General features: G+C 62.1%; 12 protein-coding genes and 1 tRNA gene. 5 read left to right on the forward strand and 8 right to left on the reverse strand.

Translation table 11 applies throughout. The features are described from left to right. Positions 1-75: 75 nt before the first annotated feature. On the reverse strand, positions 76-876 hold the full coding sequence (gene trmB / locus M0D66_RS05620; RefSeq protein WP_266209302.1) for a tRNA (guanosine(46)-N7)-methyltransferase TrmB: 801 nt from the start codon (positions 874-876) through the stop codon (positions 76-78). A 398-nt stretch (positions 877-1,274) separates the two neighbouring features. Between trmB and M0D66_RS05625 the strand changes: the two genes are divergently transcribed. Together M0D66_RS05625 and M0D66_RS05630 are read left to right on the forward strand one after the other, a co-directional pair. Then, positions 1,275-1,658 carry a hypothetical protein gene (locus M0D66_RS05625; RefSeq protein ID WP_200618067.1) on the forward strand — a complete coding sequence of 128 codons (384 nt, stop codon included), beginning with the start codon at positions 1,275-1,277 and terminating at the stop codon, positions 1,656-1,658. A 3-nt stretch (positions 1,659-1,661) separates the two neighbouring features. Next, positions 1,662-2,141, forward strand: a complete 480-nt coding sequence (locus tag M0D66_RS05630) for a hypothetical protein (protein WP_266209304.1) — start codon at positions 1,662-1,664, stop codon at positions 2,139-2,141. A gap of 172 nt (positions 2,142-2,313) precedes the next feature. On the opposite strand, the gene M0D66_RS05635 is transcribed toward M0D66_RS05630, so the two are convergent. From M0D66_RS05635 to M0D66_RS05650, 4 genes are all read right to left on the reverse strand, one after another. Next, positions 2,314-2,387 (reverse strand) — tRNA-Gly (locus M0D66_RS05635). Positions 2,388-2,473: 86 nt separating this feature from the next. Next, a complete protein-coding gene (locus tag M0D66_RS05640; RefSeq protein ID WP_093638987.1) occupies positions 2,474-3,037 on the reverse strand; it encodes a YggT family protein in 564 nt (187 codons plus the stop codon). Positions 3,038-3,254: 217 nt separating this feature from the next. After that, on the reverse strand, positions 3,255-3,575 hold the full coding sequence (locus tag M0D66_RS05645; RefSeq protein ID WP_211702071.1) for an EthD family reductase: 321 nt from the start codon (positions 3,573-3,575) through the stop codon (positions 3,255-3,257). 77 nt (positions 3,576-3,652) lie between these two features. After that, positions 3,653-4,591 (reverse strand): Rossmann-like and DUF2520 domain-containing protein, encoded by a 939-nt coding sequence (locus tag M0D66_RS05650; RefSeq protein WP_211702074.1) that lies wholly within the window; start codon positions 4,589-4,591, stop codon positions 3,653-3,655. Positions 4,592-5,359: 768 nt separating this feature from the next. On the opposite strand from M0D66_RS05650, the gene M0D66_RS05655 reads away from it, so the two are divergent. Beyond that, a complete protein-coding gene (locus tag M0D66_RS05655; protein WP_054037347.1) occupies positions 5,360-5,665 on the forward strand; it encodes a hypothetical protein in 306 nt (101 codons plus the stop codon). Positions 5,666-5,821: 156 nt separating this feature from the next. Continuing rightward, positions 5,822-6,787 (forward strand): threo-3-hydroxy-L-aspartate ammonia-lyase, encoded by a 966-nt coding sequence (locus tag M0D66_RS05660; RefSeq protein ID WP_266209307.1) that lies wholly within the window; start codon positions 5,822-5,824, stop codon positions 6,785-6,787. A gap of 80 nt (positions 6,788-6,867) precedes the next feature. Here M0D66_RS05660 and M0D66_RS05665 read toward each other — a convergent pair whose 3' ends face one another. Both M0D66_RS05665 and M0D66_RS05670 read right to left on the reverse strand, forming a co-directional pair. Continuing rightward, positions 6,868-7,545, reverse strand: coding sequence for a LysE family translocator (locus M0D66_RS05665; RefSeq protein ID WP_175050937.1), 678 nt, complete (start codon positions 7,543-7,545; stop codon positions 6,868-6,870). A gap of 133 nt (positions 7,546-7,678) precedes the next feature. After that, complete coding sequence (locus M0D66_RS05670) at positions 7,679-9,247, reverse strand: UbiD family decarboxylase (protein WP_093639005.1); 1,569 nt, start codon at positions 9,245-9,247, stop codon at positions 7,679-7,681. A 606-nt stretch (positions 9,248-9,853) separates the two neighbouring features. On the opposite strand from M0D66_RS05670, the gene M0D66_RS05675 reads away from it, so the two are divergent. Beyond that, complete coding sequence (locus tag M0D66_RS05675; RefSeq protein WP_266209308.1) at positions 9,854-11,065, forward strand: lytic transglycosylase domain-containing protein; 1,212 nt, start codon at positions 9,854-9,856, stop codon at positions 11,063-11,065. 164 nt (positions 11,066-11,229) lie between these two features. Here the strand turns inward: M0D66_RS05675 and M0D66_RS05680 are convergent, their stop codons facing one another. Continuing rightward, complete coding sequence (locus M0D66_RS05680) at positions 11,230-12,426, reverse strand: pyridoxal phosphate-dependent aminotransferase (RefSeq protein ID WP_200618087.1); 1,197 nt, start codon at positions 12,424-12,426, stop codon at positions 11,230-11,232. Positions 12,427-12,475: the final 49 nt, after the last annotated feature.

Genomic DNA, 12,475 nt, shown 5'->3' on the forward strand with positions numbered 1-12,475 from the left:
TGTTTTCCGCGTCATGAGAAAAGGCCCGCGTTTGCGGGCCTTTTTGCTTATGGCGAGGACAACTGCGGTGCGGTTTTATACGGCGGCGCGCTTCCTGAACACCAGATCCCACACACCATGCCCGAGCCGTAGCCCGCGGCGCTCGAACTTCGTCACCGGACGATACTCGGGACGCGGCGCGTAGCCGTCAGCGGTATTTTCCAGCGCAGGATCGGCGCCCAGCACTTCGAGCATCTGCTCGGCGTAGTTCTGCCAGTCGGTCGCGCAATGCAGATAGGCGCCCGGCTTCAGACGCGAAACCAGCAATGCGACGAACTTCGGCTGGATCAGCCGGCGCTTGTGGTGGCGCGCCTTGTGCCAAGGATCGGGAAAGAAAATATGCACGCCGTCGAGGCTGTCCGGCGCGATCATCTGCTCAAGCACTTCGACCGCGTCGTGCTGAATGATGCGGATGTTCGACAGCGTCTGCTCGCCCATCAGCTTCAGCAGCGCGCCGACGCCTGGCTCGTGTACTTCGACGCCGAGGAAGTCGTCGGCGGGACGGTGCGAGGCGATCTCCGCGGTGGTCGCGCCCATTCCGAAGCCGATTTCCAACACACGCGGCGCGGCGCGGCCGAACACGCTGTTCCAGTCGGGTTGTTGCGGCGTGAAGGGCACGACGAAACGCGGACCGAGCTCGTCCATCGCGCGGCGCTGGCCGGTCGATACGCGACCAGCGCGCGTGACAAAGCTGCGGATGCGGCGTCGATGTAAGGCTTCGTCTTGCGAGGTGCCGGCAGTCGCGTCGGCGTCGGCCGGTTGGCCCTCGGCTTCTGCTTCAGTTGAAGGCGGCGGGAGTTCGTCGGGCAGGCCGGCGTCGTTTGGATCGTGGATCATTATCGATACTGCTACTAGGGTGAGGGCCCGGCGGCTTGCCTGGCGTGTTGCAAGGCGCCTTTTGCGTTTGTGCTTACGCTTGCCGCGGCATGGGCCGCAGTTCGCAGGCGCGGTTCGCTCGAATCGCTATGCCGGGCCGCTGCCACTACAAAAAAGCCGCCTTCATGGGAGGCGGCTCGTGCTGGATTCCGCTGAAAGCTCAGCAGGAAGGTGGAGCGGGCGTTGCAAGTGCGCGTAAGGTAGCACACCCGAAAAGGGTGCGTCCAGACGGTGGCCGATGCGGAGGGAGCCTGAATTCGACATCAAGATTACGTTTTCATAACCGTGACAGCCATTCGTATGATTTAATCGCGCTGTAAGCCATTCCGTTGCAACGATTATCAAAACGAAAATCCACCATGGGCAAACACGCACACAATCATCGTCAGGCAAAAGCCGCCAAAACGGATTGGGTCGCTATCGATCCAACTGCGGTTCCAACTACTTCCCAGAATGCACTTCGCAAGGCAATGGCCATTGAAGGCGTTGCCCTCACGCAATTCAACGATTTACTGTGGCTCATGGCGCAGGAGTCGAGCGGTGTGGTCGACGTGCGCAATGGGAAGTCGTCCGCACGCGGGCTTTATCAGTTGCTGCGGCCTCAATATGAATTGAATCCGAATGGCGAAAAATCTTTCGGTAATGCGGTCGAAGAATGTCAGGGCGGGATTCGCTATATTCTCGGGCGATATCACACTGCGGCATCAGCACGGCTGTTCTGGGAAAAACACCACTGGTATTGAGCAATGAAAAAGTTTCTATTGATGGGCTTTGTGTCCGCCATGTGCTGGATGGGCGTCGCGCAAGCCGATGATGCCGGCGTGCCGCGCTTTGAAGATTTCGCGGTCAGCGACACCTTCGCGGGCAAAGCGGCGAAAGTGCGGCTCGTATCCGCGGACGACAAGGAATACGCGACGCGTATCCGCGAAGCCAGCCGCCAGAAGCCGAACTTCGCCGGGCATTACGTGCTGGCAAGCTGGGGCTGCGGGGCGTCCTGCGTGTCCAGCGTGGCGATCGACGCGAAGACTGGCCGCGTCACGTGGCTGCCTTTTACGGTGTGCTGCTGGGACGTGGATGTGCAGGAGCCGATCGAATTCCGGCGCGACAGCCGCCTGCTGGTGGTTCACGGCAGCAGGAATGAAGCGGGTGGCGGGACGTACTACTACGCGCTGGACAAAGACGAATTCAAGCTGGTCAAAGCGGTCGAGAAAGCTGCGAAGAACTAGCAGCGGCTCCCGCAATGGCGCGTTGACACCACGCACGCTCATCTCGCGTTTTTGCGACTTCTCGAATGACAGACGGGGAGGACGTAGCGGGCGGGAAATGCGGCAAGGTGCTGCAGATTCAGATCCTTTCGCGAAGCCACCTGGTTAATCGCCAGGCTGGCTGAAAAGAATCTGGAGCGGGCGATGGGAATCGAACCCACGGCTCTAGCTTGGGAAGCTAGGGTATTACCATTATACGACGCCCGCAGAGCGCACGATTCTACTCGGGAAGGGGCGGTTAGCGCAAATCGCACTGCCGCCACCCTTGTTCCACAAGGCGCACGAAGCGCCGTTCAGATCACGAAGTAGGTCAATTGAACGGCCGCACGTGTGACCACCATCAGCAGCACCTGCACGATCACGAACAGCAGGATCGGCGAGAGGTCGATGCCGCCGAGTTGCGGCACCACACGGCGCAGCGGATTCAGGAACGGCGCGGTCAGCTGGTACAGAATCGGCATGGCCGGCGAGCGCGGATTGAGCCACGACAGCAGCGCCATCAGGATCGTCATCCAGATGATTAGGTTCAGCGCCCACTTGATCACGGTCAGCACGGCAACGATCAGCAGTGTCGGCACGAGCGTGAGCGGATCGGCGCCCGTGAGCACCACCATCAGCACCACATAAACGATCGCCGCAATCAGCGCTGCGACGAGACTCGCCCAGTCGATGTTGCGGGTGCTGTGCAGAATGTGCCGCAAAGGCAGCACGATCCAGTTGGTGGCTTGCAGCACGGCGTTCGTCACGGGATTGTACGGCGGCATGCGCACGACCTGCAGCCATGCGCGCAGCAGCAGCGCGGCGCCGAACAGCGTAAAGACGGTATTGAGCAGAAAACGGGCGATATCGCCAAACATCTCGTGTCCTTATCCTTCGGAAGGCGGTCGTCGATCGGCCGCAGGGTGCCGGCGCTGACCGATCGGTGCGCCGGCGGGTTCATTTGGATTGCCTGCGCCGTTCCCGAGGAGGGCGCGTTACGCGTCACAAATGGGGACGCAGTGCTTCAATTTCCAGATGCTCGAGTCAGACCAATTGGCGAACCGCATGCCGCCAGGCCACACCGGCCACGGGATATCACACAGAAACCTTGATTTCGCTGATCAGAATCGTACCGTTGCCGCCGTCGGTGTAATTCGGAATGTCGGCGACCAATTGCTCCGAGGCCGACTTGAAGACTTTATAGAAGTCGTCCGTGCTATCGAACAGGAAGTGGCCTGCGGCGACATACGGCGGCGGCGTTCCCGGCGGCCCGGCATTGATGCCGACGTCGACCGACCAGCCTTTCAGCGACGGCCCGAACAGCCTGGCCGCGAGCGGCATGTGCGTGACGCAGTAGTAGTCCACGTCGAAGTGGCCGTTTTCCCGATACGGATAAAGGATGCTGACCTTGATCATTGTGCGTTCTCGTCTGTTGGTCCCGAAGCGCGGCGCTGGCGGATTGCGCGCGGCGCCGGACGTCACATTATCACGGCTTACTTGACGCTTGCACCTGCTGCGGCCTGATTCAGCGACCGGTTAAGCGATTCTTCCACCGCCTCGGCAATCGTGTCGATCGCGGCGGGCGGTTTGACGCGGCGTTCGGCCAGTCCGACCGCGCGCCGCGTCAGCAAACCGTACAGCGCGGCATGATCGCCGCCAAGGCCTTCCAGCAACGCCAACTGCTTTTCCACCACGCCCGTATCGCCGCGCGACACAGGGCCGGCGAGCGCGTTGGGCAGGCCCTTGTCGCGAGCGGTTTCGATCGTGCCGGAGAGCATGGGCAGCAGCGCGCGCAGCGCGTCGTCTTCGGCAAAACCCAGCGTGCGCCACAGCGCCACGCATTCCGCGAGGCTGCACAGCGCGAAGCTGGCGGCGTAATGCGCGGCGGCGTGGTACAGCATGCGGCCGCCTGCAGGAATCGACAGCGGATGGCAGCGCAGGGCGACGGCCAGCGCCGTCAGAGCCTCCATGAGCGCGCCGTCGGCCTCGATCGTCACCGAACAGCCGGCGATCCGCTCCAGGTCGGCGAGATCGCCGCTAAAGAGGTACAGTGGGTGAAACCCGCCGATCGAGGCACCCTGGTCGCGCGCCGGGGCCAGCAACTCCACCGGCGAGGCGCCGCTGCAATGCACGAGCGCTTTGTCGCATGGGCCGGTCGCCGCGTCTGCCGTGAATCGCAGTGTGTGCGCTGTCGTACCGATGCTGTCATCGGGAACGGCTAAAAAGACGATATCGGCTGCGTCGACAACCTGTTGTGGATCGTCGAATGCGGCGCAATGTTCGATTTGACTGGCGAGCCGGCCGGCCGAGGCCGCCGAGCGGCTCGCCACCGCCGTGACAGGATAGCCGGCGCGTGAAAAGCTCAGCGCGAGACAGCGCGCGAGCCGGCCCGCACCGATGAAGCCGAGGCGCGGCAGAGGGGGCTGGGACATGGTTGCGTGCTCCAGGCGGGATACTTGAACGGGAATGCAGCAGTATCGCCCATCCGTCCGGCAGTAGTGTGTCCCGGTGTGGGTATTCCTCTGATCAGTCCGCGCGCGATATGGCGCGTCTGGTCGGTCATCCGGCCACACACGCCCCGCGGGTCCGAAAACTGCTCACAATTTCCTTCATGAGCCGGTTTTGCAGTTGCAGTTCTGGGTTTTTCGTCTCGCAGTCAGATTCGGGAGGTAGCGATGAATATTTTTTCTTACCGAAAGCACTTGCGGTTCCTGACGCACTCACAGCGCCGTCGCTGGTGGGATCAGAAAAAGCGCCTGACGCCACGCGTGCGCATCAGTGGCGCGTATGTTCCGCCCAGCGTCTCCCGAGAATTCGCCTATGTGAAGGTAGGCTGACAATACCGTCTGCTGATGGGTAAGAAATGCCCGGTGCGATTGCACCGGGCATTTTTCATTTGGGCCGTCAGGATTGAAGCTAATTTGTAATCAAAGATTACTGACAAGTGAGAACCGGGGGCCGCAAGACCCGCAAGGCAGTGGGTTCACGCGCATTTCACCGCTGGCAAACCCTTAGTTCTCAGTCTGTTGCGCGACATGTCCTGGCGGCCTCGCGCCGGCGGACTTTCCGACCTATTGCCGCCAATTGCAATTTGCAACAAATGCGAACATCTATGCACGGTCTTTTTCGATACATTGAATTCATAGCATGCAAGGCATGCGAAGTCGGCGACCTTAGTGGGCCGCGCCAGGAGAATAAAAGTGAAAAAGATCGTTCCGTTTGTCGTTGCCGCCGCACTCGGCGTGGGGTTCGCTACTGCTGCTGAGGCGCACGTTTCCGTAGGCATCGGTATTGGCATTCCGGTTGCGCCCGCGTATCCGGTTTATGCCGCGCCGCCGCCGGTCTATTACGCTCCGCCGCCTCCGCCGGTGGTGTATGCGCCAGGCTATTACGCGCCGCCGCCGGCAGTCGTGGTGGGTGGGTATTACGGTGGCTATGGCCGTCCTTATTATCATCACGGCTACTACGGTCGCGGTTACTACGGCCACGGCTACTACCGCCGCTAATCGCAAGAAGCGCGCAGAGATGTTGACGGCGTAACGCCGGCTTGATCGCCGGGTTACGCCGTTTGTGTTTCTGCTGCGGCATACCGCGCGACATACCAAAGCATCGTCGAAGCTGGGAGAATGGCTGTTTCGCCACCGCTCTGGAGAGTTTCGTCAATGCAAGCGCTTCCCGCTCCCACTTTCGACGACGTACTCGACGCCGCTGCGCGTCTCGAAGGCGTCGCTCATCGCACCCCCGTTCTAACCTCGAGCACGTTCAACGAGCGCACGGGCGCGTCGGTGTTCTTCAAGTGCGAAAATTTTCAGCGCATGGGCGCTTTCAAGTTTCGCGGCGCCTACAACGCGATTTCGCACTTCGACGCGGAGCAACGTAAAGCGGGTGTGCTGACGTACTCGTCGGGCAATCACGCGCAAGCGATCGCACTGTCGGCGCGTCTTGCCGGGATTCACGCCACGATCATCATGCCGCACGACGCGCCCGCCGCCAAAGTCGCGGCGACCAAGGGCTATGGCGGCGAAGTGATCAGCTACGACCGCTACACCGAGAATCGCGAAGAGATCGGCCGGCGGCTCGCCGAAGAGCGTGGCATGACGCTGATTCCGCCGTACGACCATCCGCATGTGATCGCCGGGCAAGGCACGGCAGTGAAGGAGTTGATCGACGAAACCGGCCCGCTCGACATGCTCTTCGTTTGTCTCGGCGGCGGCGGACTGATCGGCGGCAGCGCACTGTCGGCGGCGGCATTGAGTCCGGCGTGCACCGTCATCGGTATCGAACCCGAAGCGGGCAACGACGGTCAGCAATCGCTCGCACGCGGCGAGATCGTGCATATCGACACGCCGCGCACGATTGCCGACGGTGCTGCTTCCACGCATCTCGGCGACTACACGTTCGAGATCATCCGGAAGCTGGTCGCGCAGATCGAAACGGTCAGCGACGAGCAATTGATCGAGACCATGCGTTTCTTCGCGCAGCGCATGAAGATCGTGGTCGAGCCGACGGGTTGTCTCGCCGCGGCTGCCGTGCTCAATGGCATCGTGCCGGTGAAGGGCAAGCGCGTGGGTGTGGTGGTGAGCGGCGGCAACGTCGATCTGGCGAAGCTGGCGCAGTATCTCGCCTGATACGCTGCTTGATCGTTATTGCGCCGAGCTGCGCACGTTGAAATTGAGGGAAGACGGCTCGCCAAGGCGAGCCGTTTTTTCTAGCTTGCCACCTGTGCGGTCTGCACGATCAGATCGCGATATCCGTTCACGATCACGCTATACGAGAAGTAGGCGAACAGCAGCGCCGACAACACATGGCACGCACGCAGCAAACCGGTGCCGGCGCGTTTGCGTCCATGGCTACCGAGTCCGCAGATAAAGATCGTCCAGCACAAGCCACCCAGGAAGAAGCCGCCGAGAAATACCGGTGCAGTGGTCGCGCTGGTGGCGCCGGCTTTCGCGATCAACGCACCGCCGACTGCGGCGAACCACAGAATCGCTGACGGCGATGACATTGCCAGCAACGCGCCGCGCAAGAAACCGCGCCACGGGGAAAGATGCGGCGCGTTGGCATCCGCTTCGCCGGCAACTGCAGGCGCCGTCGCCGGGAACAGCGCTTCACGCGCCATCTTCCATGTGAGAAACAGCAGGACCGCCGCGCCGCCGATCCACACGACCCAGCGTACCGATTCGAACTGCAGCAGCGCAGCCATTCCCGCGAGCGCGAGCGCCGCGTAAACGAGATCGCCGAAACAGGAACCCAAGCCCAGCCAGAAGCCCGGTTTGAAGCCGTGCGACAGCGTCAGCGAAATCATCGCGACGTTGACGAGACCGATATCCAGACATAACGACAACGATAGAAAGAAACCATCCGACATCATTGAAAAGGCATGCATCCGCGCAACTGCTCCATCAGTTTTGTTATTCAGACTTGTTCAAGCGGGAGCGATCCGGCTGGTGAACGGATCGCTTCGATGCCGACAGAATCAGGAATTCAACGGTGTGACCTGTGTGATTCAAGGCCCGTTTTTACAGCCCCAACTCATTCCACAAGGTGTCGATGCGTTTTTTGACCGCGCCGTCCATCTCGATCGGGCGGCCCCATTCGCGATCGGTTTCGCCGGGCCATTTGTTGGTGGCGTCGAGTCCCATCTTCGATCCGAGACCCGCGACCGGCGAAGCGAAATCGAGGTAGTCGATCGGCGTGCGATCGACCAGCACAGTGTCGCGCGCCGGATCGATGCGCGTGGTGATGGCCCAGATCACTTCCTTCCAGTCGCGGATATTCACGTCCTCGTCGACCACGACGATGAACTTCGTATACATGAATTGCCGCAGGAAACTCCACACGCCGAACATCACGCGCTTGGCGTGACCCGGGTAGCTCTTCTTCATCTGCACGATCGCCATCCGGTAGCTGCATCCTTCGGGCGGCAGATAGAAATCGGTGATCTCGGTGAACTGCTTCTGCAACAGCGGTACGAACACTTCGTTGAGCGCGACGCCGAGTACGGCGGGCTCATCGGGCGGTTTGCCGGTGTAGGTGGAGTGATAGATCGCGTCGCGCCGCATGGTGATGCGCTCGACCGTGAAGACGGGAAACCACTCCTGCTCGTTGTAGTAGCCGGTGTGGTCGCCGTAGGGTCCTTCCAGCGCATGTTCGTAAGCGGCGGACGCGCCCTTGGCCGGACGCGGCGGCGCGCCTGCGGGAGCAGGTGAGGGCGTGCCTTCCTGCGGATAGATGAAGCCTTCCAGGACGATTTCCGCGCGCGCGGGCACCTGCAAACCGTCGACGCCCGGCGTGATGCACTTCGCGAGTTCGGTGCGGCCGCCGCGCAGCAGCCCGGCGAACTGGTATTCGGAGAGCGTGTCGGGCACCGGCGTCACCGCACCGAGGATGGTCGCCGGGTCGGCGCCCAGCACCACGGCTACGGGATACGGCTTGCCCGGATTCTGCAGCGCGAACTCGCGGAAATCGAGTGCGCCGCCGCGATGCGCGAGCCAGCGCATGATGAGTTTGTTACGCCCGATCAGTTGCTGGCGATATATGCCTAAATTTTGTCGGCTCTTATTCGGGCCTTTTGTGACGGTCAGGCCCCATGTGATCAGCGGCCCTGCATCGCCCGGCCAGCAGGTTTGAATTGGCAGCTTTCCGAGGTCGACGTCGTTGCCTTCCCAGACGATTTCCTGGCAGGGCGGCGCGCTCACTGTTTTGGGCGCCATGTCCCACACCGCCTTCGCGAGCGAGAACAGTTTGCCAGCGTCCTTGAGGCCCTTCGGTGGCTCCGGTTCCTTCAATGCGGAGAGCAGACGGCCGACGTCGCGCAGCGACTCCAGCGCGGCGCCATCGCCTTCACCTGCTTGCGCGTCGATACCCATGCCGAGCGCGACGCGGCGCGGCGTGCCGAACAGGTTGCCGAGCACCGGAAACGCATGCTGCTGCTGGCTCTCAAACAATATCGCGGGACCGCCGGCGCGGAGGACGCGGTCGCACAGTTCGGTCATTTCCAGGACGGGCGAGACGTTTTGCGAGATGCGGCGCAGTTCACCGATCGTTTCGAGACGGCCGACGAAATCGCGCAGGTCTTTGTATTTCATCTGGTGCGGTAGAGAGCCGCGCAAGCGGCAAAAAGGTAGGGCACGGCAGGGCTTCGCGGTGCCAGAACGATTGTCGATTTTACCTGTGTTGGCAGTCGCACGTAGATTGGCCAAACGGCCTGCTTCGGGAGGACTAATTGAGATAGCTCAAGAAGCGCGCACCGCGCGGTTCTTAACGGACTGAACACTGTTCATTATTACAATTAGTTATACATTTGCCTATCTATAGTGTTGACGATCTATAAAACCCTGCATAAAATCCGTCCACATTGGTTGCAGGGCGTGAACGTTTTTACCGCCGCCCCGGTCCCTTCAGACGCAACGCGTCACCGCTTACCGACCCCCTGCACGGTATTTGACGGTCTTACTGAAGTCCTCGCCAGCGCCTGTTGACGCTGGTTTTTCGCGTGGGAGCCTCCGCCCGCATGTTTTTTGGCATGCCGCGGGCCTCTTTTCAAGATGGCTCCCCACAAACGGTATTTGCCGTTTTCCCGACGTCGCTGCTGCCCTAACCAGACAGAGCGCGCGATGTCTTGACTCTGCGAATGTGTGTTACCGCCTGTTCGACTGGCGGAGTTCGCGGATCATGCAACATGGGAGATCTGAATGAACGCCTGGTTATCGTGGCGTCCCGATGAACGTATTGCGCAAGTTGTGCGTGGTGCGTTGCGTCGCGGCACGCGAATGAGTCATCACCTGTTCAGCATTGTCGGCGGAATCGCCGTCGTGCTGGCCGTTACGCTGTGGCTGATGCCAGCTTTGCGCGGCACCCTTGCCGCCAAGCTGATGCCGGTCATTTCCGCCGCTGTGCAAGCCGGTCCCGCCCGTCTGCTGCAGGGCCACCCGCTGCCGGCTTTCGGGCCCCCTGGTGCGTCCTCTGACGACTCGCTGGCCGCGAATTCGACAAGTAGCGACACCGCGAGCGGTGCGAACAACGGCAACAATGGCAACAACGGCAACAATGGCAACAACGGCGTCACCGCCAGCAATACCAGCTATGACGGCGCCTTCGACGGCACCGGCACGTCCGGTATGGGCGTGGCCGCACTGAACGGCCTCGACCCGCGCACCATGCAGAGCGTCTCCGCGCTGGCACGGCTGATCCCGGCGCAGCGCGTCTCGGCCGATGCACGCGACGATCGCGTGCTGGTTTCGACCCGCGAGCAGGATCTGGTTTCGTCTTACCTGGCGCGGCGCTATCGCGTTGCTCAGGAGCCCGTTAGCGAGCTCGTGAAGGCAGCGTTCGACACCGGCCGCGAAGTCGGTCTCGACCCGCTTCTCCTGCTGTCCGTGATGGCAATCGAATCGGGCTTCAACCCGTACGCCGAGAGCGGCGTGGGCGCGCAGGGCCTGATGCAGGTGATGTCCAAGGTTCACTCGGACAAGTTCCAGTATTTCGGCGGCCAGAGCGCGGCGCTTGAACCGGTCGCGAACATCAAGGTTGGCGCGCTGGTGCTGAAGGATTGCATCGCACGCGGCGGTTCGCTGCCGGGCGGCCTGCGTCTCTACGTCGGCTCGACCTCGCAGGACGACGGCGGCTACGGCGCCAAGGTGATGGCCGAGCGTGGCCGTCTGCGCGATGTGGCGCGTGGCCGCAAGGTGCCGATCAACGCACCGCAGGCTCCGGTTTTGACGGCGTCGAACACGACGACGACGGCTGCAGCGGCATCGACCAACGGCAAGCGCGTGCAGGTGACGCTCGACGCAGGTCATCCGCTGAGCGCGGCAGCGCCGGTGAAGACGCCGGTGTCCGAGCAGGACGATGCCAGTTCCAATGCGACCAAGCACGTGGCATCGGCTTCGGAGTTGGGCGCTTGAGGTTGACGTTGACGTAATCCGGTTCGCCCGGCACGCGAGAGCGGCCGATACAAAAAAGGACACCCGAGGGTGTCCTTTTTCTTTTGTGGCTTCCGTCTGTAGAGGCGTCCGTCGCCGGGCCCTCGGGGGACTCAAACCGCGGAGCGCTCGGCGCCTCTATCCAGTCAGTGCCGTCCGAAAAGCTTCGCCAGCCTCTCGACCGCTTCTTCCAGCTTCGGCAGGGCAGTGGCATACGAGAGCCGGATGTAGTCCTTCGGCGCGTGCGTACCGAAGTCCATGCCGGGCACCAGCACCACTCCAGCGTCGTGCAGCATCGCCTTCGTGAGCGCCGCGCTATCTCCGGCCGCCGGATGCGCGACCGTGCGGCAATCGGCGTACACATAGAACGCGCCGTCCGGCATCACCGGCACCGAGAAACCCAGCGATTCGAGCGCCGGCGCAATGAAGTCGCGGCGGCGCTTGAATTCGAGGCGGCGCGCTTCGTAGATAGCGATCGTGTCCGGTTCGAAGCAGGCCAGCGCCGCATGCTGCGCGAGCGCCGACGCGCAGATGAACAGGTTCTGCGCGAGCTTTTCGAACGCGCCGACCATGCCGGGCGGCACCACCAGCCAGCCCAAACGCCAGCCGGTCATGTTGAAGTACTTCGAAAAGCTGTTGACGGTGATGACGTCTTCACCGAACGAGAGCGCCGAGACGGGCTTCGCGTCGTAGCTCAGGCCCTGGTAGATCTCGTCGACGATCGTAAAGCCGCCACGCGCCCGCACGGCCTTAACGATGCGTTCGAGTTCAGCCGGTTCGATCGACGTGCCCGTCGGGTTAGACGGCGACGCCAGCAGCACGCCGCGGGTGTGTTCGTTCCACAGGCGTTCGACGTCGGCAGCGGTCAGCTGGAAGCGTTCGGCCGGCCCGCTCGGCACCATCACCGGCTTGCCTTCCGCAGCTATCACGAAGTGGCGGTTGCACGGGTAGCATGGGTCGGGCATCAGCACTTCATCGTCGCGATCGACCAGCGCCGCGCAAGCCAGCAGCAGCGCGGCAGACGCGCCGGCGGTGACAACGATCCGCGAAGGATCGACGCTCACGCCGTAGAACTCGGCATAATGCGCCGAGATCGCCTCGCGCAGCGCGTGCAGGCCAAGTGCGTTCGTGTATTGCGTAACGCCGCGGCGCAGGGCGCTCGCGGCCGCTTCGATGACCGGCTCGGGTGCGGTGAAATCGGGTTCGCCGATTCCCATGTGGATGATGTCGCGCCCTTCGCGCTCGAGCAGCGCGGCTTCCTTGGCCAGTTCCATCACATAGAAAGGCTGGATGGCGTCAACGCGGGCAGCAAGCCGCACCAAGGGTTCGGTCACGGAGTTCATACGATCAAATCCAGTTCAGAAGCAACAGCGGGACGGCGCATGGCGCGCT

It is taken from the genome of Paraburkholderia sp. SECH2 (assembly GCF_030464795.1).
In the GTDB taxonomy this organism is placed as follows: Bacteria; Pseudomonadota; Gammaproteobacteria; order Burkholderiales; family Burkholderiaceae; genus Paraburkholderia; species Paraburkholderia aspalathi.

Bases quoted from the DNA above. Each gene is read 5' to 3' on its own strand.
- trmB (WP_266209302.1), bottom strand. From the start codon at position 876: ATGATCCACGATCCAAACGACGCCGGCCTGCCCGACGAACTCCCGCCG.
- M0D66_RS05625 (WP_200618067.1), top strand. From the start codon at position 1,275: ATGGGCAAACACGCACACAATCATCGTCAGGCAAAAGCCGCCAAAACG.
- M0D66_RS05630 (WP_266209304.1), top strand. From the start codon at position 1,662: ATGAAAAAGTTTCTATTGATGGGCTTTGTGTCCGCCATGTGCTGGATG.
- M0D66_RS05640 (WP_093638987.1), bottom strand. From the start codon at position 3,037: ATGTTTGGCGATATCGCCCGTTTTCTGCTCAATACCGTCTTTACGCTG.
- M0D66_RS05645 (WP_211702071.1), bottom strand. From the start codon at position 3,575: ATGATCAAGGTCAGCATCCTTTATCCGTATCGGGAAAACGGCCACTTC.
- M0D66_RS05650 (WP_211702074.1), bottom strand. From the start codon at position 4,591: ATGTCCCAGCCCCCTCTGCCGCGCCTCGGCTTCATCGGTGCGGGCCGG.
- M0D66_RS05660 (WP_266209307.1), top strand. From the start codon at position 5,822: ATGCAAGCGCTTCCCGCTCCCACTTTCGACGACGTACTCGACGCCGCT.
- M0D66_RS05665 (WP_175050937.1), bottom strand. From the start codon at position 7,545: ATGCATGCCTTTTCAATGATGTCGGATGGTTTCTTTCTATCGTTGTCG.
- M0D66_RS05670 (WP_093639005.1), bottom strand. From the start codon at position 9,247: ATGAAATACAAAGACCTGCGCGATTTCGTCGGCCGTCTCGAAACGATC.
- M0D66_RS05675 (WP_266209308.1), top strand. From the start codon at position 9,854: ATGAACGCCTGGTTATCGTGGCGTCCCGATGAACGTATTGCGCAAGTT.
- M0D66_RS05680 (WP_200618087.1), bottom strand. From the start codon at position 12,426: ATGAACTCCGTGACCGAACCCTTGGTGCGGCTTGCTGCCCGCGTTGAC.